Genomic DNA, 26,635 nt, shown 5'->3' with positions numbered 1-26,635 from the left:
CTGATATTCAGGGAAATAAAAAGCGCGAGAGCTCGCGCTTTTTTTTTCGAAAGAAAGCGGTTATGCCGGCAAACTGGCGGCTTTCAGCTGGCGGACAAACGTTTTCAGCGCCTCCAGCATCGCCGCGCGATCGTTGAGGTTGTTCTCGATGATCTTCACGATCGCCGAGCCGGAGATCGCGCCCGCGGCGCCAGCCTCAATGGCGGCTTTCACCTGTGCAGGCTCAGAGATCCCGAAACCCTGCAACGGCGGCGCGGCGTGGTATTCGGTCAGCTTATCAATCAGATGGTTCAGCGGCAGCGCGGCGCGGTTTTCCGCCCCTGTGACGCCTGCGCGTGAAAGCAAATAGGTATAACCACGGCCGTAAGAGGCAATCTGGCGCAGCAGATCGTCATCGGCGTTCGGCGGGCAGATGAAAATCGGCGCGACATTGTGGCGCATCGCCGCCTGGCGGAACGGGGCGGATTCTTCCACCGGCACGTCGGCCACCAGCACCGAATCGACCCCCACGGCGGCGCAGCGGGCATAGAACTCATCCACGCCGCGGCTGAACACCAGATTGGCGTACATTAACAGCCCGATGGGTAGATCCGGGTATTTCTGGCGCACCGCGGCCAGCATTTCAAAGCACTGATCCGGCGTGGTGCCAGAAGCGAACGCGCGCAGCGTGGCGCTCTGAATCGTCGGGCCATCCGCCAGCGGATCGGAGAAAGGAATGCCGAGCTCCAGCGCGTCGGCGCCGCCTTCCACCAGCGCGTCGATAATCTGCAACGACTGCTCAGGCGACGGGTCGCCCAGCGTCACAAAGGGAACAAACGCGCCTTCCTTACGGGCTGCCAGGCGGTCAAACAGCTGCTGATAACGCTCCATTACATTTCCCCTCGTGCTTTGAAAATATCGTGAACGGTGAAGATATCTTTATCGCCGCGCCCGGACAGGTTGACGACCAGCAACTGCTCTTTCTCCGGGTCCGCGCGCATCATTTTCAGCGCATGGGCGAGGGCGTGGGACGATTCCAGCGCCGGGATGATCCCTTCCTGACGGCAGAGCGTTTTAAAGGCTTCCAGCGCTTCGTTATCGGTAATCGAGACATATTCCGCGCGCCCGGTGCTGTTCAGGTACGCATGCTGCGGCCCGACGGACGGGAAATCGAGACCGGCGGAGATAGAGTAAGACTCTTCAATCTGGCCATCATCCGTCTGCATCATCGGCGCCTTCATGCCGAAGTAGATCCCCACGCGGCCGTGCTTGAGCGGCGCGCCATGTTCGCCGGTTTCGATGCCGTGGCCGGCAGGCTCGACGCCAATCAGGCCGACGCTCGTTTCGTTAATGAAATCCGCGAACATGCCGATGGCGTTGGAGCCGCCGCCGACGCAGGCGATCACGGCATCCGGCAGACGGCCTTCTTTTTCCATGATCTGCGCGCGCGTCTCTTCGCCGATCATGCGCTGGAATTCACGCACGATAGTCGGGAACGGGTGCGGGCCTGCGGCGGTGCCGAGCATATAGTGCGCGCGGTCATAGCTGCCGGACCAGTCGCGAAGCGCCTCGTTGCAGGCGTCTTTCAGCGTCGCCGAGCCGCTGTAGACCGGAATGACTTCCGCGCCCATCAGCTTCATGCGGAACACGTTTGGCGACTGGCGCTCGACATCTTTCGCGCCCATATAGATGCGGCACTTCAGGCCGAGCAGGGCGCTCGCCAGCGCTGACGCCACGCCGTGCTGGCCTGCGCCGGTTTCGGCGATAATTTCGGTTTTGCCCATGCGTTTGGCAAGCAGCGCCTGTCCTAACACCTGGTTGGTTTTATGCGCACCGCCGTGCAGCAGATCTTCACGCTTGAGATAGAGCGTGGTGCGGGTGCCTTCGGTGAGGTTCTGACATTTGGTCAGCGCCGTCGGGCGTCCGGCGTAGTTCTTCAGCAGGTCGGTAAACTGCGCCTGAAATCCCGCGTCGCTCTGGGCGCTGACGAACGCCTCTTCCAGCTGACGTAGGGCGGGCATCAGGATCTGCGGCACATACATGCCGCCAAATTCGCCAAAATAGGGGTTTAACAGTGTGCTCATTATTGCCTTCCTTTAGTAAGCCCGCAGGGTTCTGAATACTGCCGCCAGTTTGTCGCTGTCTTTGATGCCCGGCGCGCTCTCCACCCCGGAGTTAAAATCGAGTCCCGCGCAGCCGAGCTGGGCGGCCTGCACGCAATTATCCGCGCCGAGACCGCCCGCCAGCATCACGTTGTCCAGCGTCTGTCCTTCGAGCAGTGACCAGTCGAAGCGCTGGCCGCTACCGCCCTGGCCGTTATCCAGCACGTAGCGATCTACGTACTGCAGATTACGCGGCGGCAACACATGGCTGACGCTCTGCGCTTTCCAGATAGCGGTCGTTTCCGGCAGGCTGGCGCGCAGGGCGCTGATATAGGTCTGGTCTTCGTCGCCGTGCAACTGGACGGCGGCAAGGGAAAAGGCGTTGGCTTTCGCGACCACATCCTCCACCGGCGCGTCACGGAAGACGCCGACATAGCGCAGCGGGGCGGCGTTAATTACCGCACGCGCCTGTTCATCGGTGACGGCTCGCGGCGACGAGCCGACAAAAATCAGGCCGCCGAAGACCGCGCCCGCCTGCAGGGCGCTCTGCGCGTCCTCCGGGCGGGTCAGGCCGCAGACCTTATTTTCGCCAAGCAACACCTGACGCACCGCGGTTTCCAAATCGTCATGCTCCATCAGCGCGGAGCCAATCAGAAAGCCGTTGGCGAAGCGGCTCAGTTCGCGCACCTGGCCGTAAGTATGAATGCCGGATTCGCTAATCACCGTCACGCCGTGACCCAGACGCGGCGCCAGTTCGCGGGTGCGGTTCAAATCGATGGAGAGATCGCGCAGGTCGCGGTTATTAATGCCGACCACTTTCGCCTCAAGGCGCAGGGCGCGCTCCAGCTCCTCTTCATTGCTCACTTCGGTCAGCACGCCCATGCCGAGACTGTGCGCCACCGCCGCGAGCTGGCGGTACTGGTCATCGTCCAGCACCGAGAGCATCAGCAGGCAGGCGTCCGCCTGGTAAAAGCGCGCCAGGTAAATCTGGTACGGGTCGATAATAAAGTCTTTGCACAGCACCGGCTGGTGGGCGACAGCGCTGACGATAGGCAGAAAATCGAAGCTGCCCTGGAAATATTTCTCATCGGTCAGCACCGAGATCGCCGAGGCGTGGTGTTTGTACACGCCTGCGATGCGCGCCGGGTCGAAATCGCTGCGGATCACGCCTTTGGACGGCGACGCCTTTTTGCACTCCAGGATAAAAACGGTGCGGGCGCCACGCAGCGCGTCATAAAAGCGGCGCGTGCTCGGCACGACATCATTCTGAAAGCTCGCCAGCGGCTGTTGTGCCTTGCGGGCTTCCACCCACAGCGCTTTATCCGCGACGATTTTCGCTAAAACGGTTTCCATCTCTTATCCTCTTGCTGCCAGTGCGGTAACACGGTCATAAGCGGCGCCGCTGCGCAACACCGCCAGCACTTTACGTGCGTTGGCCTGTAAATCCTCTTCGCCGTGCAGACGCATCAGCATGGCGACATTGGCGGCCACGGCGGCCTCGTGAGCACGCTCGCCTTTACCTTGTAACAGGCGGCTGAGAATGTCACGGTTTTCTTCCGGCGTGCCGCCAGCCAGATCCGCCTGCTCGTAGGGCTCAAGGCCGAAATCCGCAGCCAGAAGCTGATAGCTGCGGATCTCACCGTCGCGCAGCTCCGCCACTTGCGTCGGCGCGTGCAGCGACACCTCATCCATACCGCCGCTGTGCACCACGGCCGCGCGCTGATAGCCCAGCACCCGCAGCGTTTCGGCAATCGGCAGCACCAGTTCCGGGCTATAGACGCCAATCAGCGCCAGCGGCGGATGCGCCGGGTTAATCAGCGGCCCCAGCACGTTAAACAGCGTGCGGGTTTTCAGCTGCTGGCGCACCGGCATGGCGTGACGAAACCCGGTGTGGTATTTCGGCGCGAACAGAAAGCAGACGCCGAGTTCATCCAGCGCCTTGCGCGACGCGTCGGCGTTCATCTCAAGATTAATACCGAACGCGGCCAGCAGATCCGACGACCCCGAGCGGCTGGAGACGCTGCGGTTGCCATGCTTGGCGACTTTCAGCCCCACCGCGGCGGCCACAAAGGCGCTGGCGGTGGAGATATTAATACTGTTGCTGCCGTCGCCGCCGGTGCCGACGATATCCGCAAAGGCGTAATCCGGGCGCGGGAACGGCGCGGCGTTTTCCAGCAGGGCGCTGGCGGCTCCGGCAATCTCAACCGGATGTTCGCCGCGCACTTTCATACTCACCAGCGCGGCGGCCAGTTGTTCGGGTTTCAGCTCGCCGCGCACCACCGCGCTGAAAAGCTGGTGGCTCTCCTCGCGGCTCAGCACCTCGGCCTGATAGAGTTTTTCCAGGATCGGCTGGACGCTGTTTTGCTGCTCGGCGCGGGTCAGCGCCCAGGCGAGCGTCTGCTCCAGCAGGCGAGCGCCTTGCGTGGTCAGAATCGATTCCGGGTGAAACTGAAAACCGCAGACGCGATCGGCGTCGTGACGCACGGCCATCACCATGCCGTTAAAGTGCGCGTTCACCGTCAGCCCGGCCGGAATATCGCTGCCCACCAGCGAGTGGTAGCGCGCCACCGGCAGCGGATTCATCAGACCGCTGAACATCGCCTGGCCGTCATGTTCAATGCTGGAGGCTTTGCCATGCAGAATTTCGCCCGCCTGGCCGACATAGCCGCCGTAGGCTTCGACGATAGCCTGATGGCCAAGGCAGATGCCGATAATCGGCAGTTTGCCGCGCAGGCGGGTTAACAGCTCCGGCATACAGCCCGCGTCTGACGGCGCGCCGGGGCCGGGTGAAAGCATCAGCACCGGGTTGTCCATGGTGGCGAGGCGCTCAATCAGCGTCTGTGCCGGGATATGGTTACGGTAGATAACCACGTTATGCCCGTTCGCGCGCAGCTGATCCGCCAGGTTGTAGGTAAAGGAGTCGATATTATCGAGCAGCAGAATGTCGGCCATCAGAAAGTCTCCTGTGCGTGATGGGCAGCGGCGATGGCGCGTAGTACCGCGCGGGCTTTATTACGGGTTTCGTCAGCTTCGGATTGCGGGACGGAGTCGAGCACCACGCCCGCGCCCGCCTGTACCGTGGCGATGCCGTTCTCCACCCACGCCGAGCGGATCACAATGCAGGTATCGAGATCGCCATGAGCGGTGAAATACCCGACCGCGCCGCCGTAGCTGCCGCGACGCTGGCCTTCCGCTTGCGCGATAAGCTGCATCGCGCGCACTTTCGGCGCGCCGCTCAGCGTGCCCATATTCATGCAGGCGCGGTAGGCGTGCAGCACATCGAGATCGCGGCGCAGTTCGCCGACCACGCGGGAGACCAGATGCATAACGAACGAATAGCGGTCCACTTTGGTTAAATCCGCCACATAGCGGCTGCCCGGCGTACAGATACGCGCCAGATCGTTGCGCGCCAGATCCACCAGCATCAGGTGTTCTGAGAGCTCTTTATGGTCGGTGCGCATTTCAAGCTCAATGCGGCTGTCGAGATCGCGGTCCAGCGAGCCGTCCGCACGGCGGCCGCGCGGGCGGGTGCCGGCTATCGGGTAGATTTCAATCTGGCGGGACTGCGCGTCATATTTCAGCGAGCTTTCCGGCGACGCGCCGAAGAGCGCGAAATCGCTGTCCTGCATGAAAAACATATAGGGGCTGGGGTTGCTCTTTTTCAGCGTGTCATAGGCCGCGAGCGGCGACGGGCAGGGCAGGCTGAAGCGGCGCGACGGCACCACCTGAAAAATCTCGCCAGCGCGAATCGCCTTTTGCATCTCGCGCACGACTGCGCCGTACTCTTCATCGCTCTGGCTGCATTCGCACTGCATCTGCGGCACGCTTTCTACCGGCAGCGGCGCGGGCGGCTCCTGGAGTTGCAGTTGGATCTGCGCGAGGCGCTGGTTCAGGCGGGCTTTTTCCGCGTCATCCGGCGTAAACAGGCTCGCCTGAATGCGGGTGGTGCGCGTCTGGTGATCGATAATCAGCAGCGTTTCGGCGAGATAAAAGCAGTAATCCGGGCAGCTATTGTTGTGCGCAAGCGGCGGCAGCTCTTCAAACCCGGCGACCAGGTCATAGGCAAACAGCCCGCCGAAGAACATCGCTTCGCGCTCGTCCTGCGGCAGCGTCACCAGCTCCTGCAACAGGCGGAACGCGTCAAACACCGACAGCGAACGCAGACGTTCATCTTCGTCCAGCAGCGCGCTCACCGGCGGGAAGCGCAGCGTGCGTCCCTGCGGGCGGGTTTCAACGGTGACCGTCTCCGGCAGGGCGTTATCCAGCAGCGCAAGCAGGGACGCGCCATTGGCGCTCAGCGCCTCAACCGTGACAGTGTCACCAAAGGCGGTGATGCGCAGCGCGCTGTCCACCAGCAGCAGGCTTTTCAGATCGTCTTTGCTGTCGATATCCGCTGATTCCAGCAGTAGCGTCGCCGGGCGGTCGCCGCAGAGCTGATGGAACACCGCGGTCGGGTTTTCGCGATAAAGGCCGTCGCAGGTAAGCAGTTCGAGTGCCGGTTTGTCTGTTTGCATGGTCTGTATCTCTGTTTTGTGTTCAAAAAAAAGCCCGCGGTGAGCGGGCCTGGTATCTGATTGCTTGCGCATACGTGAAGACACCGCCCGGGATCAGGAGGTACGCCACCAGCCATGCAGAGAAAAAATGTGAGTCATTATCAGATACCTTCTTCGTGTGAACTTGCGTACTAGTTAACTGGTTCATGGCGAGAATGTCAACACTGATTTTTGATAATTTCCACAAACCGTTATGATGAAGAGGACGATATAAAAGACCATAGCCACGGGAGCCGTTTTGAGCGAACCTGAATTAGCCATTATTTACGATCTGCACAGCCATACAACGGCATCTGACGGCCTGCTGACTCCAGAACAACTGGTACACCGCGCCGTTGAAATGGGCATTCATACGCTCGCGATAACCGATCACGACACCACGACGGGCCTGCCGGCCGCGCACCAGGAAATTGAACGCGCGGGCCTGGCGCTGCGGCTCATTGACGGCGTCGAAATTTCCACGCTCTGGGAAAACCACGAAATTCATATCGTCGGACTGGGCATTGACATTACGCACCCTGAAATGGTCGCGTTTCTCAACGGTCAGGCGCAGCGCCGCATGCAGCGCGCCGAGATGATCGCCGAGCGGCTGGAGAAAGCGCGCATTCCGGGGGCGCTGGAAGGCGCGCGGCGTCTGGCGGACGGCGGCGTCGTCACCCGCGGGCATTTCGCGCGTTTTCTCATTGAGGACGGACGCGCCACCAACATGGCGAACGTCTTCAAACACTATCTGGCGCGCGGGAAAACCGGTTACGTTCCTCCCCAGTGGTGTACAATAGAACAAGCTATTGATGTGATTCATCATTCTGGCGGACAGGCGGTGATAGCCCATCCCGGACGCTATCAGCTCAGCGCTAAATGGCTTAAGCGCCTGTTAAACCAGTTCGCTGCGGCGGGCGGCGACGCGATGGAAGTGGCCCAGTGCCAGCAGGCGCCCAATGAGCGCAACCAGCTGGCAAGCTACGCCGGGCAGTTTGGTCTGCTGGCGTCGCAGGGCTCTGATTTTCATCAGCCGTGCCCGTGGATTGAACTGGGCCGCAGGCTACGGCTGCCGGAAGGGTTAACGCCCGTCTGGCACCGCTGGCCGCCGGAACTGAGTAAAGAGAGGGCAGTATGAGTCAATTTTTCTATATCCATCCGGACAACCCGCAGCCGCGTCTTATCAAACAGGCGGTGGAGATCGTGCGTAAAGGCGGCGTTATCGTTTATCCGACCGACTCCGGCTATGCGCTTGGTTGTAAGCTCGAAGATAAAGGCGCGATGGAGCGCATCTGCCGCATCCGCGATCTACCGGACGGCCATAACTTCACGCTGATGTGCCGCGATCTCTCGGAGCTGTCGACCTATTCGTATGTCGATAACGTCGCGTTCCGTCTTATCAAAAACAACACGCCGGGCAACTACACGTTTATTCTTAAAGGGACGAAAGAGGTGCCGCGCCGTCTGTTGCAGGAGAAGCGTAAAACCATCGGGCTGCGCGTGCCGTCAAACCCGATTGCGCTCGCGCTCCTTGAGGCGCTCGATGAGCCGATGCTCTCGACATCGCTGATGCTGCCGGGGAGCGAGTTTACCGAATCCGATCCGGATGAAATTAAAGACCGCCTGGAAAAGCAGGTGGATTTGATTATTCATGGCGGTTATCTCGGCCAGCAGCCCACCACGGTGGTCGATCTGACTGACGATGCGCCGGTCGTGCTGCGTGAGGGCGTGGGCGACGTTAAGCCTTTCCTGTAAGAGGGCTTACCGCTATACTACGCGGCCTGAAATCGGGGGGCGGTCACATGCTGGCGCGCCCCAGCCCGGTTATCCTGTTCGACGCCTGGGAAGGCGACACCTGAAGGAAGCTCCATGAGCGAAAAGTTACAAAAAGTGCTGGCGCGAGCCGGTCATGGCTCCCGCCGTGAAATCGAAGCCATGATCGAAGCCGGTCGCGTCAGTGTCGATGGCAAAATCGCCACCTTAGGCGATCGCGTTGACGTCACGCCCGCGCTGAAAATTCGTATCGACGGCCATCTCATCTCGGTAAAAGAGTCTGTAGAGCAGATTTGCCGCGTACTGGCCTATTACAAACCGGAAGGCGAGCTGTGTACGCGCAGCGATCCGGAAGGCCGTCCGACCGTCTTTGATCGTCTGCCGAAACTGCGCGGCGCGCGCTGGATTGCGGTAGGACGTCTTGACGTGAACACCTGCGGCCTGCTGCTGTTTACCACCGATGGTGAACTGGCGAACCGCCTGATGCACCCGAGCCAGGAAGTTGAGCGCGAGTATGCGGTGCGCGTGTTCGGCCAGGTGGATGACAATAAAGTTCGCGAACTGGCGCGCGGCGTTCAGCTTGAAGACGGCCCGGCGGCGTTTAAAACCATTCGTTTTAGCGGCGGCGAAGGCATCAACCAGTGGTACAACGTGACGCTGACCGAAGGGCGCAACCGTGAAGTGCGTCGCCTCTGGGAAGCGGTCGGCGTGCAGGTAAGCCGCCTTATTCGCGTGCGTTACGGCGATATCCCGCTGCCGAAAGGCCTGCCGCGCGGCGGCTGGACCGAGCTTGATCTGGCGCAGACCAACTACCTGCGCGAGCTGGTGGGTCTTGAGCCGGAAACTGCAAGCAAAGTGGCGGTGGAGAAAGATCGTCGCCGCATGAAGGCGAATCAGATTCGTCGTGCCGTGAAACGCCACAGCCAGACGGCGGGCGCCTCACGTCAGGGCGCGCCAGCGCGTCAGGGCCAGGGCCAGGGGCAGGCGGGCGCTGCGCGTCCGGCAGGCAGCGCGCGTCCCGCAGAAAATAGCCGCGCGGGTAATAACACCTCGCGCGCCAGCGGTAATGCGCGTCCGGGCGGCGCTCGCGCCACCGGCAGCGGTCGTCCGAACAGCGGTAGTGGCCGTCCAGGCAGCAGCAGCGGTCGGCCGAACAGCGGCGGTAACCGTCGCTCCGGCGGCGGTCGCGGCAACTAAGAAAAACGCCCTCTGATGAGGGCGTTTTTTTATGTAGGGCGGGTAAGCGTGAGCGCACCCGCCTTTTTTATCCCTGCATGAACACCACCTCCTGTGAAGGGGGTCAGCAACAGGTTTTGGCTTTGCCTTATCGTCTTTGGATTTAAATCTTTCAGAACAGGTCGAGATTTTTTGTCAGGGCTTTGAGTACGCCCTACGGGGCGTTATCAATGCCACCTGCTATGCAGGTGGTTTTTTTATGGCAGCGAATCAAAGTGCGCGTTAATAATCGATACCGATCTGCGCTTTAATGCCTGCGTCAAAGGCGTGTTTCACCGGGCGCAGCTCGCTCACCGTATCGGCATAGTCCAGGATATCGCGGTGGCAACCGCGACCGGTAATAATCACCGTCTGATGCGCCGGGCGCTCACGCAGCGCCGTCAGCACGTCCTCCAGCGCCAGATAATCATAAGCCACCATATAGGTGAGCTCATCCAGCACCACGAGATCGAGCGAGGCGTCAGCCAGCATCCGTTTGCCATGCTGCCACACGGCCTGACAGGCCGCGGTATCGCTTTCACGGTTCTGCGTGTCCCAGGTAAAACCGGTCGCCATCACCTGAAACTCAACGCCGTGCGGCTCCAGCAGGTTGCGCTCGCCGTTCGGCCATTCACCTTTGATAAACTGTATGACCGCCGCTTTTTTGCCGTGGCCGACCGCGCGCGTGACGGTGCCGAAAGCGGCGGTGGTTTTGCCCTTGCCGTTGCCGGTAAAGACGATCACGATGCCGCGCTCATCCTGGGCGGCCGCGACGCGCGCTTCGACTTTCTCTTTCACGCGCTGCTGGCGCTGCTGGTAACGTTCATCGCTCATTCGGCTATCCCCGGTTTACGTCCTGGCTGGACGTCAAAGCTAATACCGGTTTTCCGGCGGCTGTCGTCGCCCATCAGCCACAGGTAGAGCGGCATGAGATCGGCCGGTGTTTTCAGCTTATCGGGATCTTCGGTCGGGAACGCGCTGGCGCGCATTTTAGTGCGCGTGCCGCCAGGATTGATGCAGTTCACGCGCAACTGGCGGCTTTGATATTCTTCGGCGAGCACCTGCATCATGCCTTCGGTCGCGAATTTTGAGACGGCGTAAGCGCCCCAGTTAGCCCGGCCCTGACGACCGACGCTTGAGGTGGTGAACACCAGCGAGCCGGCCTCTGATTTCAGCAGCAACGGCAACAGCGCCTGCGTTAAAAAGAAGGTGACGTTAACGTTCACCTGCATCACTTCGCTCCAGACCGCCGGATTTTGCTGATCCATCGGAACGATGTCGCCGAGCACGCCCGCGTTATGCAGCACGCCGTCGAGGCGAGGTACCTGTTCGCCGATTGCCTCAGCAAGACGCTGGCACGCTTCGGGGGTCGCGGTGGCGTAATCCAGGGTAAACCAGTGCGCCCGGGCAAGGCCTTCCTGTTCGATTTCACGGGCGACGCCGCGCAGTTTCTCTTCGCTGCGCCCAAGTAGCAGGACGTGCGCGCCGTAACGGGCGTAAGTCAGCGCCGCCTCGCGGCCAATGCCGTCGCTGGCGCCGGTGACAAGAATGATTCGGTTTTGCAGCAAATCGCGTTGAGGTTGATAGTGCACGGGTCACTCCTTGCAGGGGCGAAACGGCGTGCCGCCAGGCTTCGCTTCGCATCGGGTAAAAACGCTTTATGCCTTAATCCTTCGCGTATTTCAATCGGGCGGCGGGAGGGTTGCGCTGTCGCAACCTCATTTGCAACTGTTTCATCGGTAAAGAAATCTTCAGCGAGAGGTCTCGCACAGTTTCGCTTTGTTACAAGACGCGAGCCCGGGGCTCAGTTACACTAACGCCCGAGTCATGCCTGAATAAAAGGTGGAGAAGTGAATTTACTTGCAGAGTATGGACTGTTTTTAGCCAAAATCGTCACGGTCGTCGTGGCGATCGCTATCGTCATCGCGCTTATCGCCAACCTGACGCAGCGGAAAAAAGCCCAGCGCGGCGAGCTACGCGTCACGCGGCTCGGAGAAGACTATAAAGAAATGAAGGAAGAGGTGGCTGCCGCGCTCCTCGAGCCTCATCAGCACAAGCAGTGGCATAAGAACCAGAAAAAGAAAAACAAGCTGGAGGCGAAAGCCGCTAAAGCGCGCGCAAAGCGCGGCGAAGCGGCGCCTGCCGGCAAACCCACGCTCTATGTGCTCGACTTTAAAGGCAGTATCGATGCCCATGAAGTCAGCGCGCTGCGTGAAGAAGTGACCGCCGTGCTGGCTGTCGCAAAACCTGCCGATGAAGTCCTGCTGCGCCTGGAAAGCCCAGGCGGCGTAGTGCACGGTTACGGGCTTGCCGCATCGCAACTCCAGCGCCTGCGCGAGCGCCAGATCCCGTTGACTATCGCGGTCGATAAAGTCGCCGCCAGCGGCGGGTATATGATGGCCTGCGTGGCGAATAACATCGTGGCGGCGCCGTTCGCCATCATCGGCTCAATCGGCGTGGTCGCGCAGATCCCGAACTTCAACCGCCTGCTGAAGCGCAACGATATCGATATCGAACTGCACACCGCCGGGCAGTACAAGCGCACGCTGACGCTGCTTGGCGAGAACACCGAAGAGGGGCGTGAGAAATTCCGCGAAGACCTCAACGAAACGCACCATCTCTTCAAAGAATTTGTGCACAGCATGCGTCCTTCGCTGGATATTGAAGCGGTCGCGACCGGCGAGCACTGGTATGGTGTGCAGGCTAAAGAGAAAGGTCTGGTGGACGAAATCAGCACCAGCGACGATCTGATCATTGCGCGCATGCAGGAGCGTGAGGTCGTCAGCCTGCGTTATCTGCAGCGTAAACGGCTGATGGACCGCTTTACCGGCAGCGCCGCGCAGAGCCTGGATCGCCTGCTGTTGCGCTGGTGGCAGCGTGGACAGAAACCGCTGCTGTAAGGCAAATAAAAAAGCGAGGCGTCAAACCTCGCTTTTTTTCTGGCTTCATGATGACGCTGTCATCAACGTCGCGAGCGCTTTTAAGGCAGCAGGTGATATTTCTCGGAAAGCTGATGCGCCAGGTATTTAAACATATTAAATACCGCCGTGGTTTTCGCCGTTGGCAAGCCTTGTTCGTCCATAAAATATTCGCCGCGAAAGACGAGTACGCCATTTTTTTGCTCAACGTCGGTGGCCACCATACCGGCAATATAGTCTTCATGCTCGCGGATCATTTTATTGGCCTGCGCCAGCAGCGTGGCGCGATCGATAGGCTGAGTTATCTCTTGCATAATCATCTCCTTACTGACAGGGGGATAGTGTACGTCTCACTGGGTGTCATGGGCAAATTTTCCCTGCGGTTCAAAGGGCTTTTCAAAAAGGTTCGCTGGTGGCGTTAATCACTTTTGCATGCTAATAAAGTTGCGTAACGAATTTTATCAGGTAGAGTGTGACGCTTTCGCAAATCTGGCAACAGAATTGCTTGACATTCGACCGAACTTCCGTCGTGCTGTAGCGCATTTGCACGATAAACCTGACGACTCAGCCACCGGTAGTAGCGTGAACCGCGCCTGGTGATGGATTAAGGGGTTGATAAGCTTTGCGATGGCCACAATATACGAGGCTTGTCGCCAGTGACGGCGAATCAACGTGCGACGTATTCTGGAAGAATCAAATCAGGTAAAGGTGAATATGGGTAAAGCTCTCGTCATCGTTGAGTCCCCGGCAAAAGCCAAAACGATCAACAAATATCTCGGTAAAGACTACGTGGTGAAATCCAGCGTCGGTCACATCCGGGATTTGCCGACCAGTGGCTCCGCCCCTAAAAAAAGCGCTGAATCCGCCCCGACGAAACCGGCTAAAAAAGTCAAAAAAGATGAACGCGGCGCGTTAGTCAATCGCATGGGCGTCGATCCCTGGCATAACTGGGAAGCGCAATACGAAGTGCTGCCCGGCAAAGAGAAAGTGGTTTCCGAGCTGAAATCGCTGGCTGAAAAAGCAGACCATATCTATCTCGCAACCGACCTTGACCGCGAAGGGGAAGCCATCGCCTGGCACCTGCGGGAAGTGATCGGCGGCGATGAGACGCGCTACAGCCGCGTGGTGTTTAACGAGATTACCAAAAATGCGATCCGCCAGGCGTTTGAAAAGCCGGGCGAGCTGAATATCGATCGCGTCAACGCGCAGCAGGCGCGCCGCTTTATGGACCGCGTGGTGGGGTATATGGTCTCCCCGCTGCTGTGGAAAAAAATCGCCCGTGGGCTGTCCGCAGGCCGCGTGCAGTCCGTGGCGGTGCGTCTGGTGGTCGAGCGCGAGCGTGAAATCAAAGCGTTTGTGCCGGAAGAATTCTGGGAAGTGGACGCGCTGCTCTCAACGCCGAAAAGCGATCAGCTCAGCGTACAGGTTACGCATCACAAAGATAAACCGTTCCGCCCGGTAAACCGTCAGGATACCGAAGCGGCGGTAGCGTTGCTGAAAGCGGCGAGCTATCAGGTTATCGAGCGTGAAGATAAGCCGACCAGCAGCAAACCGGGCGCGCCTTTTATTACCTCCACGCTCCAGCAGGCGGCGAGCACCCGTCTGGGCTTTGGCGTGAAGAAAACCATGATGATGGCCCAGCGTCTCTACGAAGCAGGGTACATCACTTATATGCGTACCGACTCCACCAACCTGAGTCAGGACGCGGTCAGCATGGTGCGTAGCTACATCGGCGAGGAATTCGGCAAGAAATATCTGCCGGAGAACCCGAACCAGTACGCCAGCAAAGAGAACTCTCAGGAAGCGCACGAAGCGATTCGTCCTTCGGACGTCAGCGTGCTGGCGGAATCGCTGAAGGATATGGAGAACGACGCGCAGAAACTCTATCAGCTGATCTGGCGCCAGTTCGTCGCCTGTCAGATGACGCCAGCGCAGTACGATTCCACGACGCTGACCGTCGCCGCAGGCGATTTCCGCCTTAAAGCGCGCGGCCGCATCCTGCGCTTCGACGGCTGGACCAGAGTGATGCCGGCGCTGCGTAAGGGCGATGAAGACCGCACGCTGCCAGCCGTGAATCAGGGCGATAAACTTTCTCTGGTTGAACTGACGCCTGCGCAGCACTTCACCAAGCCGCCTGCGCGCTTTAGCGAAGCGTCGCTGGTGAAAGAGCTCGAAAAACGCGGTATCGGCCGTCCGTCTACCTATGCGTCTATTATCTCGACCATTCAGGATCGCGGTTATGTGCGTGTGGAGAACCGTCGCTTCTATGCTGAAAAAATGGGTGAAATCGTCACCGATCGTCTGGAAGAAAATTTCCCTGAGCTGATGAACTTCGACTTCACCGCGCAGATGGAAGATTCGCTCGATCAGGTGGCCAACCATGAGGCTGAGTGGCGCGCGGTGCTGGACACCTTCTTCGACGATTTCTCAAGACAGCTGGATACCGCCGAAAAAGATCCTGAAGAAGGCGGTATGCGCCCGAACCAGATGGTGCTGACCAGCATCGATTGCCCGACCTGCGGCCGCCCGATGGGCATCCGCACGGCCAGCACAGGCGTATTTCTGGGCTGCTCCGGTTACGCGCTGTCGCCGAAAGAGCGCTGCAAAACCACCATTAACCTGGTGCCGGAAAACGAAGTGCTGAACGTGCTGGAAGGCGACGACGCGGAAACCAACGCGCTGCGCGCCAAACGTCGCTGCCAGAAGTGCGGTACGGCGATGGACAGCTACCTCATCGATCCGAAGCGCAAACTGCATGTGTGCGGCAACAACCCGACCTGCGACGGCTACGAAGTCGAAGAGGGCGAATTCCGCATCAAGGGTTATGACGGCCCGGTGGTTGAGTGTGAGAAATGCGGTTCTGAAATGCACCTGAAGATGGGGCGTTTCGGTAAGTACATGGCCTGCACCAACGACGACTGTAAAAACACCCGTAAGATCCTGCGTAACGGCGAAGTTGCGCCGCCGAAGGAAGATCCGGTGCCGCTGCCAGAATTGCCGTGCGAGAAGTCGGATGCTTACTTCGTCCTGCGTGACGGCGCTGCTGGCGTGTTCCTGGCGGCGAACACCTTCCCGAAATCGCGTGAAACCCGCGCGCCGCTGGTGGAAGAGCTGCAACGCTTCCGCGATCGTCTGCCGGAAAAACTGCGTTATCTGGCGGATGCGCCTGCGCAGGATCCGGAAGGCAACCCGGCGGTGGTTCGCTTCAGCCGTAAAACCAAACAGCAGTACGTGGCGTCTGAGAAAGACGGGAAAGCCACCGGCTGGTCAGCGTTTTATGTTGACGGCAAGTGGGCCGAAGGCAAAAAGTAAGCCTGACGCGTGCAAAAACAAAGGCCAGCCTGAGCTGGCCTTTTTGCGTTTATAACGACCTTATTATTTTTTTCACTGAACTATACACATAAGCTATAAAAGCCTGCCCGGTTATAGTATCTTCCTTTTTTATTATCAAATCGTCTTAAGCCTGCGCGCAGGCGCTGATTCTGGATGGTCAGTTATGAAACTACAGCAGTTACGCTATATCGTTGAGGTGGTGAACCATAACCTGAATGTCTCATCTACGGCGGAAGGGCTTTATACGTCGCAGCCCGGCATCAGTAAGCAGGTGCGTATGCTGGAAGATGAACTGGGAATTCAGATATTTGCCCGCAGCGGCAAACATCTGACGCAGGTGACGCCCGCCGGCCAGGAAATTATCCGTATCGCACGCGAAGTCCTCTCCAAAGTCGATGCAATTAAATCGGTGGCGGGCGAGCACACATGGCCTGATAAAGGCTCGCTGTATGTCGCCACCACGCATACACAGGCGCGTTACGCGCTGCCTGGGGTGATTAAAGGCTTTATCGAGCGTTACCCGCGCGTGTCGCTGCATATGCATCAGGGGTCTCCCACGCAGATTGCTGAAGCGGTCTCCAAAGGCAACGCAGATTTCGCTATCGCGACCGAAGCGCTGCATCTCTATGATGATCTGGTGATGCTGCCGTGCTACCACTGGAACCGCTCGATAGTCGTCACGCCTGATCATCCGCTGGCGTCCAGGGAGAGCGTGAATATTGAGGAGCTGGCGCAATATCCGCTGGTCACATACACCTTCGGCTTTACGGGCCGCTCGGAACTCGATACCGCGTTTAATCGGGCCGGACTGACGCCACGTATTGTTTTTACCGCCACCGATGCCGATGTGATCAAAACTTACGTCAGATTAGGGTTAGGGGTAGGGGTGATTGCCAGCATGGCCGTGGATCCGGTCTCTGATCCGGACCTCGTGCGTCTCGACGCGCATGACATTTTCAGCCACAGCACCACAAAGATTGGTTTTCGCCGCAGTACTTTCCTGCGTAGTTACATGTATGATTTTATTCAGCGTTTTGCGCCGCATTTAACGCGTGATGTGGTGGATGCCGCGGTAGCGCTGCGTTCGAATGAAGATATTGAAGCGATGTTTAAAGATATCAAATTACCTGCCAAATAATCCCTGCGCGTACCTTTCCACTGGTGCAAAGGTACGCTGATTTTCCCCTTCTTTATTCAAATTAAAAACATAATCATTCGTACTAAGTGAAATTATTATCGCGCTTATCCATACAGAAGATGCGGATAAGGTGTCGTCTCGTCACGACAAAAGTAGGAAATAATTCTCAGCTACGCAAATTCACAACTTCAATAATTTATTTCACGTCAAAAGATTGAATATTTTCTCCAAAAATGATCGTAAAGGTGCTGGATTTTTGGCTGGTTTTTATTTAGGATTTATCTCAACTGATGATTACTTCTGCCAATTGTTTGGTGTCCATATGATAAGCAATGTCGATTGTACGAGGTTAGCAATGCCATCAGAAAGCGACGATTCGCAAAGAGATCCCGATCTTAAGCGTAAAGCGTGGCTGGCGGTGTTCGGCATCTCAACCCTGTTCTGGATTGGGATTGCGCTTCTGGTGTGGACATTTTGGGGTTAAGCATGGCTTTACAACAGCACGCTTTCACTCGCTCGCCAATATGTCAACCAGATGACAGGCACGAAAACAGCTCAAAAGGGGGTTTTTTGACCCTTCCGACAGGCTGGAAGCTAACAAAAGAGCAACAAGATTTTATCGCTTTATTTTCTGAAGACGATCACAAAAACAATAAACGCTGAATGGCGTTGATAATAAAAAACAAGAATTTAATTTAACCTAAATTTATCTGTTCTCGTTGTAAACACAGCGAGAAAAATTACACACAGCAATCTTTACAACGCTGGCAAGCGCCAGATTGATCAACGGTATTAATTATTGGTGTAACAGGTATGAATAATCAGCTCACGCTCAAATACTGGTCATGGATTGGCGTATTTACAGTTTCCTCCTTGTTCTGGTGTCAGCTTGTCTGGATGCTTGCTCACTGATTCCTCTGCGCCCGGCTCCAGCCGGGCGCTTTGTTTTTCCCCTCTCTTCTCCTTCACTTTTAGCGATTCGGGTTGTTATCAAATCGTTACGACATGTTTGTGTTATCTTTAATACAGACCCTGATAACAATCGGGGCATCGCTATCTCAGGACTGAAGGAGGAGCTATGTCGTCGACCCTACGCGAAGCCAGCAAGGATACATTACAGGCGCAGGATAAAACCTATCACTACTACAGCCTGCCGAAAGCCGCCCGGGAGTTGGGCGATATCGCGCGGTTACCCAAATCACTGAAAGTGTTACTTGAAAACCTGCTGCGCTGGCAGGATGGCGAGACCGTCACGCTTGAAGATATCCAGGCGCTGGCGGGCTGGCTTGAAAACGCGCATGCCGATCGCGAAATCGCGTATCGTCCTGCGCGTGTATTGATGCAGGATTTCACCGGCGTTCCGGCGGTGGTGGATCTCGCGGCCATGCGCGAAGCGGTGAAGCGTCTCGGTGGAGACGTCTCGAAAGTGAACCCGCTCTCATCGGTCGATCTGGTCATCGACCACTCTGTGACTGTCGACCACTTCGGCGACGATAATGCGTTTGAAGAGAATGTGCGCCTGGAGATGGAGCGCAACCACGAGCGTTATGCGTTCCTGCGCTGGGGCCAGCAGGCGTTCAGTCGCTTCAGCGTGGTCCCGCCGGGCACCGGCATCTGTCACCAGGTTAACCTTGAGTATCTGGGTAAAACCGTCTGGAGCGAACTCCAGGATGGCGTGATGGTGGCTTATCCCGATACGCTCGTCGGCACAGACTCCCACACCACGATGATTAACGGCCTTGGCGTGCTCGGCTGGGGCGTCGGCGGTATCGAAGCCGAAGCGGCGATGCTCGGCCAGCCCGTATCGATGCTGATCCCGGATGTCGTCGGTTTTCGTCTCACCGGCAAGCTCAGCGAAGGCATTACCGCTACCGACCTGGTGCTGACGGTCACGCAAATGCTGCGTAAACATGGCGTGGTCGGAAAATTTGTCGAATTCTTTGGCGACGGGCTGGATACGCTCCCGCTGGCAGACCGCGCGACGATTGCCAACATGGCGCCGGAATATGGCGCGACCTGCGGCTTTTTCCCGATTGATGATGTGACGCTGGGCTATTTACGTCTGAGCGGACGCAGCGAAGAGCAGGTGGCGCTGGTAGAGGCGTATGCCAAAGCGCAGGGCATGTGGCGTAACCCTGGCGACGAGCCGGTGTTTACCAGCACGCTTGAGCTTGACATGGGCACCGTAGAAGCCAGTATCGCCGGGCCGAAACGTCCGCAGGATCGCGTAAGTCTGGGCGACGTGCCGAAGGCCTTCGCCGCCAGTACTGAGCTTGAAGTTAATTCGCCGAAAAAAGATCTGCACTCGATTGGGTATACGCTGAACGGGCATCAGTATGAACTGCCGGACGGCGCAGTGGTGATTGCCGCGATTACCTCCTGTACTAACACTTCTAACCCGAGCGTGCTGATGGCGGCGGGCCTGCTGGCGAAAAAAGCCGTGCAGTTGGGGCTTAAGCGGCAGCCGTGGGTGAAAGCGTCGCTGGCGCCCGGCTCAAAAGTCGTCTCCGATTATCTGGCTCATGCGAAGCTGACCCCGTGGCTCGACGAACTGGGCTTTAACCTGGTCGGGTATGGCTGCACCACCTGTATTGGTAACTCCGGGCCGTTGCCGGAGCCTATCGAGCAGGCGATTAAAAAAGGCGATCTGACGGTTGGCGCGGTGCTTTCGGGCAACCGTAACTTTGAAGGGCGCATTCACCCGCTGGTGAAAACCAACTGGCTGGCGTCGCCGCCGCTGGTGGTGGCGTATGCGCTGGCGGGGAATATGAATATTAACCTCGCGACCGATCCTCTTGGCCACGATCGCAAAGGCGATCCGGTCTATCTGAAGGATATCTGGCCGACTGGTCAGGAGATCGCCCGGGCGGTGCAGGAAGTCTCCACCGATATGTTTCGCAAGGAGTACGCGGAAGTTTTTGAAGGAACCGAAGAGTGGCGTTCCATTCAGGTTCAGGCGTCAGACACCTACGACTGGCAGAACGACTCCACCTATATTCGCCTGTCGCCATTTTTCGATGAGATGCTTTCCGAGCCGGCGCCAGTGCAGGATATCCACGGCGCGCGCATTCTCGCGATGCTGGGCGATTCCGTCACCACCGACCATATCTCGCCGGCGGGCAGCATCAAGGCGGACAGCCCCGCCGGGCGTTATCTGCAAAGTCATGGGGTGGAGCGCGCCGACTTTAACTCCTACGGCTCGCGACGCGGCAACCATGAAGTGATGATGCGCGGCACTTTCGCCAATATTCGCATTCGTAACGAAATGGTACCGGGCGTGGAAGGCGGCATGACGCGTCTTATTCCGGGTAACGAGGTGATGTCGATTTACGATGCCGCCATGCGTTACCAGGAGCAGGGAACGCCGCTTGCGGTCATCGCCGGGAAAGAGTACGGCTCGGGCTCCAGCCGCGACTGGGCGGCCAAAGGCCCGCGTCTGCTCGGTATTCGCGTGGTGATTGCCGAGTCGTTTGAGCGAATCCACCGCTCTAACCTGATCGGGATGGGGATCCTGCCGCTGGAATTCCCGCAGGGCGTGACGCGCAAAACGCTGGGACTGACCGGCGACGAGACGCTGGATATCGGTAATCTGCAGTCGCTTACGCCGGGCGGCACGGTGCCGGTCACGCTGACGCGTGCCGATGGCTCAACCGAAATACTGGAGTGCCTCTGCCGCATCGATACCGGTAATGAGATGACCTATTACCGTAACGACGGTATTCTGCACTACGTCATCCGTAACATGCTGCGCTAAAGACGAGGCATACGGTGCAACAAAAAGGCCTGCGTTTGCAGGCCTTTTTTATGACGCCGGTTAGTTACCGGAGAGCAGATGCCCCATCTTGGCGGCTTTGGTATCGAGATAGTGCTCGTTTTTCGGGTTACGCCCGACGATAAGCGGCACGCGCTCGACGATATTAATCCCCGCTTCGGTCAAAATTTCAACCTTGCGCGGGTTATTGGTCAGCAGGCGCACTTCATCCACGCCCAGCAGCTTAAACATATCCGCGCACAGCGTGAAATCGCGCTCGTCGGCGGCAAAGCCGAGCTGGTGGTTCGCTTCAACGGTATCGTAGCCCTGATCCTGCAAGGCATAGGCGCGGATTTTATTCAGCAGACCGATGTTGCGCCCCTCCTGGCGATGATAGAGGAGCACGCCGCGCCCGGCTTCCGCAATGTGCGACAGCGCCGCTTCCAGCTGGAAGCCGCAATCGCAGCGCAGGCTGAACAGCGCGTCGCCGGTCAGACACTCAGAGTGGACGCGCGCCAGCACCGGATCCGCACCGGTAATATCACCAAATACCAGGGCTACGTGATCCTGTCCGGTGGCCAGTTCTTCAAAACCCACCATCAGGAAATCGCCCCATGGGGTTGGCAGTTTGGCTTCTGCCACACGTTTAAGCTGCATGTGATTCTCCGGATATTATGAACGCCCGCAGGCGCCTGCCAGTCTGTTGGCTTTCTGTCGTTATTCACTATTTTGCCACATCCCGGCAGGGTTCGCCTCACTCAGTCGTGCTCTCAATATCAATCGCATCAATAGTTAACTATCCTGCCATGCGCGATTTTCGGTTATTCTTGAAGGACTTCAGGAAAAAGGAGAGAACATGCTGGCAATTGCGAAACGAACCGCGGTCGGCGCCGCGCTGTTGCTCATCATGCCCTTGACCGTCTGGATCTCAGGCTGGCAGTGGCAACCGGGCGGCGGCTCGCTGTGGCTTAAGGCGCTGTTCTGGATGACAGAAACGGTCACTCAGCCTTGGGGCATCATTACTCACGTTTTGCTGTGCGGCTGGTTCTTGTGGTGTCTGCGTTTTCGGCTGCGTCCGGCGCTGATGCTGTTTGCGATTCTGGGCGTCGTCATTATGGCGGGGCAGTGGTCTAAGTCGCTGATTAAAGAAAAAGTTCAGGAACCGCGCCCGTTTGTTATCTGGCTTGAAAAAAACCGTAACATCCCGGTTGACGAGTTCTACAATTTAAAGCGCAAGGAAAGAGGGGCGCTGGTGAAAGCGCAGTTGCAGAACGAAACCGATATCCCGGCCTGGCTGCGCAAACACTGGCAAAAAGAGACCGGATTCGCGTTTCCGTCCGGGCACACCATGTTTGCCGCAAGCTGGGCGATGCTGGGATTCGGGCTGCTCTGGCCGCGCAGGCGAACCATTACGCTTGCGGTGCTGACGCTCTGGGCCGTCGGCGTGATGGGCAGCCGAATGCTGCTCGGCATGCACTGGCCGCGGGATCTGGTGGTCGCCACGCTGCTCTCCTGGTTGCTGGTGACCATCGCCGCCTGGCTTGCGCAGCGTCTCTGTGGCCCGCTTACGCCGCCGGTGGAAGAGAAAGTGGAAATCGCCCGGCGCGAGACAGAAGAGTGACGGCGGCTTGAGTTTCGCCGTTCCGCCCCTATTTATAAAGGATGTCCCGGCGCTTTATCATTTCACGCAAAGGGTGGAAATGATAACGTATAGCGCGTTGAGCCGAGGCCGGGACATTGGTCGCACAAAACACATACGGGATGTCATGTGAAATATCTGATTATTTTTTTAGTGGTATTAGCGATTTTCGTCGTTTCCGTCACGCTGGGCGCGCAAAACGATCAACAGGTCACCTTTAACTTCCTGCTGGCGCAGGGCGACTATCGGATCTCTACGCTGCTGGCGACCTTATTCGGCGCAGGTTTTATCATCGGCTGGATCATCTGTGGACTGTTCTGGCTGCGTGTTCGCCTGCAACTGGCGCGCGCCGAACGTAAAGTGAAACGCCTTGAGCAGCAACTCGCGCCCGCAGAGCCGGTTCCGGCAAACGCCGCCGCGCCTGCTGTTAAGGATTAACCCTCTATGCTGGAGTTGTTGTTTCTGCTGTTGCCTGTCGCCGCTGCGTATGGCTGGTACATGGGCCGCAGAAGTGCGCAACAGGACAAAGAGCAGGAAGCGAACCGTCTGTCACGCGATTACGTCGCAGGCGTGAACTTTCTGCTGTCCAATCAGCAGGATAAAGCGGTGGATCTGTTCCTTGAAATGCTCAAGGAAGATACCGGCACCGTTGAAGCCCACCTGACGCTTGGTAACCTCTTCCGCTCGCGCGGCGAGGTGGACCGGGCTATCCGCATTCACCAGTCGCTGATGGAAAGCGCGTCGCTCACCTACGATCAGCGCCTGCTCGCCGTTCAGCAGCTCGGCCGCGATTACATGGCCGCCGGGCTCTACGATCGCGCCGAAGACATGTTCAACCAGTTGGTGGACGAAACCGATTTCCGCATCGGCGCGCTTCAGCAACTGCTGCAAATCTATCAGGCCACCAGCGACTGGCAGAAAGCCATCGATGCCGCCGAACGGCTGGTTAAGCTCGGCAAAGAGCATCAGCGCGTCGAAATCGCCCATTTTTACTGCGAGCTGGCGCTCCAGGCGATGAGCAATGAAGATATGGATCGCGCCATGTCGCTCCTGAAAAAGGGCGCGTCGGCGGATCGCAACAGCGCGCGCGTCTCCATTATGATGGGGCGCATTTTTATGACGCGCGGCGATTATGCGCACGCCGTCGAGACGCTGGAGAAAGTCATCAGCCAGGATCGCGAACTGGTGAGCGAAACGCTGGAGATGCTCCAGGTCTGCTATCAGCAGCTCGGTAAACCCGACGAATGGGCCGAATTCCTTAAACGCTGCGTGGAAGAAAACACCGGCGCCGAAGCGGAACTGATGCTTGCGCAGGTGCTTGAGCAACGCGAAGGCGCGGACAGCGCGCAGGTCTATATCACGCGCCAGCTACAGCGCCACCCGACCATGCGCGTCTTTCACCGGCTGATGGATTACCATCTGCACGAGGCGGAAGAAGGGCGCGCGAAAGAGAGCCTGATGGTGCTGCGCGATATGGTGGGCGAACAGGTGCGCACCAAGCCGCGCTATCGCTGCCAGAAGTGCGGCTTTACCGCTTTCACGCTCTACTGGCACTGCCCGTCGTGCCGCGCCTGGTCGACGATTAAGCCTATCCGCGGCCTTGACGGCCAGTAATTTATTCTCAGTCCCTGCCGCACATACCATCGCGGCTATGCTTAACGCGCAATTTAGTTACAACATACTTTTGAATTTATGTTCATCTGCCGTGGCGACAGCGCGTTAACGGCCAGAAGGCCGCCTGGCAGGGCGATCTTGCCTGTAAATTTCGGCGGACGGCGGGTAGAATGCTTGCCGTTTATCAATCCCGCGCCACGCCGGTGCGCCTGTCAGAAGGTCTGGTCATGACATCATTTGCCTCATCCTCTCATTCTGTAACTCATTCCCCCGTCGTCGTCGCGCTCGATTACGACAACCGCGACAGCGCGCTGGCCTTTGTGGATGGCATCGATCCGCGCGATTGCCGTCTGAAAGTCGGCAAAGAGATGTTCACGCTCTTCGGGCCGCAGCTGGTGCGCGATCTGATTTCGCGCGGCTTTGACGTCTTTCTGGATCTGAAATTTCACGATATCCCGAATACTACCGCGCGCGCCGTTGCGGCGGCGGCGGAGCTTGGCGTCTGGATGGTGAATGTGCACGCGGGCGGCGGCGCGCGCATGATGACGGCGGCGAAAGAGGCGCTGGCCTCGTTTGGCAACGACGCGCCGTTACTGATTGCGGTGACGGTGCTGACCAGTATGGAAGCGGAAGATTTACAGGGGCTCGGCATTACTCTCAGCCCGGCAGAGCAGGCGGAGCGTCTCGCGCGCCTCACCCGGCAGTGCGGTCTTGACGGCGTGGTCTGTTCCGCCCATGAGGCCGTGCGTTTTAAAGCGACGTTCGGGCGCGAATTTAAACTGGTCACCCCCGGCATTCGTCCGGCCGGCAGCGACGCGGGCGATCAGCGCCGTATTATGACGCCTGCCGAGGCGCAAGAGGCGGGCGTCGACTATATGGTTATCGGACGTCCCATCACCCGCGCGGCTAACCCGGCGCAGGCGTTGCGGGATATTCTGGCGTCTCTGAAGCAGGAGGGATAATGAACGATAATAACAGCCGTCTGGTCTATTCGACGGAAACCGGGCGCATCGACGAGCCCAAAGCTGCGCCCGCGCGCCCGAAAGGCGACGGTGTGGTGCGTATCCAGCGCCAGACCAGCGGCCGCAAAGGGAAAGGCGTATGCCTTATCACCGGCATTGACGCTGACGACGCGACGTTAAATAGTCTCGCGGCCGAGCTTAAGAAAAAATGCGGCTGTGGCGGCGCGGTCAAAGATGGCGTAATAGAAATACAGGGCGATAAAAGGGACTTAATAAAAAGTCTGCTGGAAGCGAAAGGAATGAAAGTTAAACTGGCGGGCGGGTAATTGTTAGCCACGGCGAAAACGCCGTGGCTATTTTGTTATGTTTACTGCGGTATAGCCAGACCTGTAATTATTCGGTGATGCGAGTAATACGTCAAAGCGTTATGCTTTTGCGGGCCGCAGATTAATCAACCTGATGACCGATAATACCGCCTACCGCTGCGCCGCCGAGGGTGCCGAGCGCGCTGCCGTCAGTCAGCACGGAGCCGCCGATTGCACCTGCACCCGCGCCGATAGCGGTATTGCGGTCACGTTTAGACCAGTTAGAGCATGCGCTCAGAGAAGCTACCAGAGTAACGGCCAGCACTGCCGCGGCTACTTTTTTGTAATTTAATGACATAATACTTTCTCCTGAATAATTGATTCACGGAAAGGCTGTTCACTTTAAGTATAGTGGCTAAATCGCCGCTTAAAGCGCCAGTTCGTGAAACGGTGCAGCGATACGGAATAAAGAATCACGCAGGTGACAATCAACACTCAGTAATATCGCTGAGGTTAATTTTAATTTCTTCAGCGAATTCAGACAGGTAAAAAGTCTTAATTGAGGCTGAGAATAGTCTCAAGCGAAGGCGCGCCGTGTCGACGCGCCAGCAAAGCTTCAGGCAGGAAAGGGCGAAATAATATCCAGCGTCAGGCCGGAGGCGGCGAGGACGTCACGGGCGGCGCCATTCAGGCCGTCATCGGTAATCACCCGGTTAAAGCGCGAAACCGGGCCGAGCGTATAGGGATGTACCGCGCCGAACTTACTGCTGTCGGTGAGAATAATGGCCTCGCTGCCTTTTTCCAGCACCGCGTTCACCACGTCGGCGCGCATCATGTCGCGACCGGTAAAGCCCGTCTCAGGCGACCAGCCGTCAATCCCGATAAACGCTTTACTGAAGTGCACCTGCGAAATGTACTGGCGCGTCAGCGGGCCGACCATGGTTTCGCTTTTCTTCTGGTAGATACCGCCGAGCAGAATAATTTCACACGAGGTTTCTTTCAGCAGATGGGCGATAAAGCTGCTTACGGTGATAAGCGTCACCTTCTTTTGTTCAGCCAGCGCCCGCGCCAGCAGGGCGTTGGTACTGCCGTTTTCGATAAACACCGTTTCGCCGTCATTCACGAGCGAGCAGGCGAAATCCGCGAGCCTGCGCTTGAGCGCGAAATTGTTCATCATCCGGGTTTCTACATCGTCGCTGTCGAGCGGCACGGCGAACCCGTGGGTGCGGCGCAGATAGCTCTGCTTTTCAAGGAGGTTCAGATCCTGACGAATGGTGACTTCAGAAACGCCGGTGATTTTTGATAGATCCGCCACGCTCATGCGGCCGCGGTCAATCACCATCTGTAAAATGATTTGTTGTCGGGAGTTCATAT

25 protein-coding genes, 1 pseudogene and 1 other annotated feature are annotated in these 26,635 nt (G+C 58.0%); of the genes and pseudogenes, 14 read left to right on the top strand and 12 right to left on the bottom strand.

Features of this window, described 5'->3' with window-relative positions:
* Positions 1-60: 60 nt before the first annotated feature.
* From trpA to trpL, 6 genes are all read right to left on the bottom strand, one after another.
* The gene (gene trpA, locus AFK65_RS11090; RefSeq protein WP_038857026.1) at positions 61-870 is read right to left on the bottom strand and encodes a tryptophan synthase subunit alpha; all 810 of its coding nucleotides are present in this window, start codon (positions 868-870) and stop codon (positions 61-63) included.
* Positions 870-2,063, bottom strand: coding sequence for a tryptophan synthase subunit beta (gene trpB / locus AFK65_RS11085; protein ID WP_007698388.1), 1,194 nt, complete (start codon positions 2,061-2,063; stop codon positions 870-872). The genes trpA and trpB overlap by 1 nt, the downstream gene beginning before the upstream one ends.
* 12 nt (positions 2,064-2,075) lie before the next feature.
* Positions 2,076-3,434, bottom strand: coding sequence for a bifunctional indole-3-glycerol-phosphate synthase TrpC/phosphoribosylanthranilate isomerase TrpF (gene trpCF / locus AFK65_RS11080; RefSeq protein ID WP_038857028.1), 1,359 nt, complete (start codon positions 3,432-3,434; stop codon positions 2,076-2,078).
* A gap of 3 nt (positions 3,435-3,437) precedes the next feature.
* A complete protein-coding gene (gene trpD / locus AFK65_RS11075) occupies positions 3,438-5,033 on the bottom strand; it encodes a bifunctional anthranilate synthase glutamate amidotransferase component TrpG/anthranilate phosphoribosyltransferase TrpD (protein ID WP_038857030.1) in 1,596 nt (531 codons plus the stop codon).
* Positions 5,033-6,595: an anthranilate synthase component 1 gene (locus AFK65_RS11070; protein ID WP_038857033.1), complete on the bottom strand. Its 1,563-nt coding sequence runs from the start codon at positions 6,593-6,595 to the stop codon at positions 5,033-5,035. Before AFK65_RS11070 ends, trpD begins: the two co-directional genes overlap by 1 nt.
* A gap of 24 nt (positions 6,596-6,619) precedes the next feature.
* Positions 6,620-6,712: a sequence feature (Trp leader region), on the bottom strand.
* Complete coding sequence (gene trpL / locus AFK65_RS22435; protein ID WP_108463469.1) at positions 6,689-6,733, bottom strand: trp operon leader peptide; 45 nt, start codon at positions 6,731-6,733, stop codon at positions 6,689-6,691. It overlaps the preceding feature by 24 nt.
* 139 nt (positions 6,734-6,872) lie before the next feature.
* Here trpL and rnm point away from each other — a divergent pair, with 139 nt between their 5' ends.
* The 3 genes and pseudogenes from rnm to rluB all read left to right on the top strand — a co-directional run.
* Positions 6,873-7,751: an RNase RNM gene (gene rnm / locus AFK65_RS11065; protein ID WP_007698371.1), complete on the top strand. Its 879-nt coding sequence runs from the start codon at positions 6,873-6,875 to the stop codon at positions 7,749-7,751.
* Positions 7,748-8,368, top strand: a complete 621-nt coding sequence (locus tag AFK65_RS11060; RefSeq protein WP_007681357.1) for an L-threonylcarbamoyladenylate synthase — start codon at positions 7,748-7,750, stop codon at positions 8,366-8,368. Before rnm ends, AFK65_RS11060 begins: the two co-directional genes overlap by 4 nt.
* 114 nt (positions 8,369-8,482) lie before the next feature.
* Positions 8,483-9,355: pseudogene (gene rluB, locus AFK65_RS11055) on the top strand (23S rRNA pseudouridine(2605) synthase RluB); the annotation flags it as partial.
* Positions 9,356-9,844: 489 nt separating this feature from the next.
* On the opposite strand, the gene cobO reads toward rluB, so the two are convergent.
* Both cobO and AFK65_RS11045 read right to left on the bottom strand, forming a co-directional pair.
* Positions 9,845-10,435, bottom strand: coding sequence for a cob(I)yrinic acid a,c-diamide adenosyltransferase (gene cobO / locus AFK65_RS11050; RefSeq protein ID WP_007698369.1), 591 nt, complete (start codon positions 10,433-10,435; stop codon positions 9,845-9,847).
* Entirely contained in the window at positions 10,432-11,193 is a 762-nt protein-coding gene (locus AFK65_RS11045) for a YciK family oxidoreductase (RefSeq protein WP_038857037.1), read from the bottom strand. The genes cobO and AFK65_RS11045 overlap by 4 nt, the downstream gene beginning before the upstream one ends.
* 258 nt (positions 11,194-11,451) lie before the next feature.
* On the opposite strand from AFK65_RS11045, the gene sohB reads away from it, so the two are divergent.
* A complete protein-coding gene (gene sohB / locus AFK65_RS11040) occupies positions 11,452-12,501 on the top strand; it encodes a protease SohB (RefSeq protein WP_038857038.1) in 1,050 nt (349 codons plus the stop codon).
* An 80-nt stretch (positions 12,502-12,581) separates the two neighbouring features.
* Here sohB and AFK65_RS11035 read toward each other — a convergent pair whose 3' ends face one another.
* Entirely contained in the window at positions 12,582-12,833 is a 252-nt protein-coding gene (locus AFK65_RS11035) for a YciN family protein (protein WP_007698338.1), read from the bottom strand.
* 400 nt (positions 12,834-13,233) lie between these two features.
* On the opposite strand from AFK65_RS11035, the gene topA reads away from it, so the two are divergent.
* From topA to acnA, 5 genes are all read left to right on the top strand, one after another.
* Complete coding sequence (topA, locus tag AFK65_RS11030) at positions 13,234-15,831, top strand: type I DNA topoisomerase (protein WP_032805444.1); 2,598 nt, start codon at positions 13,234-13,236, stop codon at positions 15,829-15,831.
* Positions 15,832-16,015: 184 nt separating this feature from the next.
* On the top strand, positions 16,016-16,990 hold the full coding sequence (gene cysB / locus AFK65_RS11025; RefSeq protein WP_007698334.1) for an HTH-type transcriptional regulator CysB: 975 nt from the start codon (positions 16,016-16,018) through the stop codon (positions 16,988-16,990).
* A gap of 355 nt (positions 16,991-17,345) precedes the next feature.
* Positions 17,346-17,474: a YmiA family putative membrane protein gene (locus tag AFK65_RS21050; RefSeq protein WP_007775505.1), complete on the top strand. Its 129-nt coding sequence runs from the start codon at positions 17,346-17,348 to the stop codon at positions 17,472-17,474.
* A 329-nt stretch (positions 17,475-17,803) separates the two neighbouring features.
* Complete coding sequence (gene ymiC / locus AFK65_RS22240; protein WP_226993417.1) at positions 17,804-17,902, top strand: small membrane protein YmiC; 99 nt, start codon at positions 17,804-17,806, stop codon at positions 17,900-17,902.
* Between the two features lie 166 nt (positions 17,903-18,068).
* Positions 18,069-20,744 (top strand): aconitate hydratase AcnA, encoded by a 2,676-nt coding sequence (acnA, locus tag AFK65_RS11020; RefSeq protein WP_007698329.1) that lies wholly within the window; start codon positions 18,069-18,071, stop codon positions 20,742-20,744.
* 60 nt (positions 20,745-20,804) lie between these two features.
* On the opposite strand, the gene ribA is transcribed toward acnA, so the two are convergent.
* Positions 20,805-21,398, bottom strand: coding sequence for a GTP cyclohydrolase II (gene ribA / locus AFK65_RS11015; protein ID WP_038857040.1), 594 nt, complete (start codon positions 21,396-21,398; stop codon positions 20,805-20,807).
* 199 nt (positions 21,399-21,597) lie between these two features.
* Between ribA and pgpB the strand changes: the two genes are divergently transcribed.
* From pgpB to yciH, 5 genes are all read left to right on the top strand, one after another.
* Positions 21,598-22,362: a phosphatidylglycerophosphatase B gene (pgpB, locus tag AFK65_RS11010; RefSeq protein ID WP_007698325.1), complete on the top strand. Its 765-nt coding sequence runs from the start codon at positions 21,598-21,600 to the stop codon at positions 22,360-22,362.
* A 147-nt stretch (positions 22,363-22,509) separates the two neighbouring features.
* Positions 22,510-22,818 carry a LapA family protein gene (locus AFK65_RS11005; RefSeq protein ID WP_007698324.1) on the top strand — a complete coding sequence of 103 codons (309 nt, stop codon included), beginning with the start codon at positions 22,510-22,512 and terminating at the stop codon, positions 22,816-22,818.
* Between the two features lie 6 nt (positions 22,819-22,824).
* Positions 22,825-23,994 (top strand): lipopolysaccharide assembly protein LapB, encoded by a 1,170-nt coding sequence (gene lapB / locus AFK65_RS11000; RefSeq protein ID WP_007698323.1) that lies wholly within the window; start codon positions 22,825-22,827, stop codon positions 23,992-23,994.
* Between the two features lie 227 nt (positions 23,995-24,221).
* On the top strand, positions 24,222-24,956 hold the full coding sequence (gene pyrF / locus AFK65_RS10995) for an orotidine-5'-phosphate decarboxylase (protein WP_144421414.1): 735 nt from the start codon (positions 24,222-24,224) through the stop codon (positions 24,954-24,956).
* A complete protein-coding gene (gene yciH / locus AFK65_RS10990) occupies positions 24,956-25,282 on the top strand; it encodes a stress response translation initiation inhibitor YciH (RefSeq protein WP_007698321.1) in 327 nt (108 codons plus the stop codon). Before pyrF ends, yciH begins: the two co-directional genes overlap by 1 nt.
* A 121-nt stretch (positions 25,283-25,403) precedes the next feature.
* Here yciH and osmB read toward each other — a convergent pair whose 3' ends face one another.
* Complete coding sequence (gene osmB, locus AFK65_RS10985) at positions 25,404-25,619, bottom strand: osmotically-inducible lipoprotein OsmB (RefSeq protein WP_007698318.1); 216 nt, start codon at positions 25,617-25,619, stop codon at positions 25,404-25,406.
* Between the two features lie 258 nt (positions 25,620-25,877).
* Positions 25,878-26,633, bottom strand: a complete 756-nt coding sequence (gene yciT / locus AFK65_RS10980; protein WP_032805439.1) for a DNA-binding transcriptional regulator YciT — start codon at positions 26,631-26,633, stop codon at positions 25,878-25,880.
* Between the last annotated feature and the right edge of the window lie 2 nt (positions 26,634-26,635).

The sequence above is a fragment of the Cronobacter universalis NCTC 9529 genome, assembly GCF_001277175.1.
GTDB lineage: Bacteria > Pseudomonadota > Gammaproteobacteria > Enterobacterales > Enterobacteriaceae > Cronobacter > Cronobacter universalis.
Note: the sequence above shows the minus strand (reverse complement) of the source record. Positions and strands in the feature narration are given on the sequence as shown.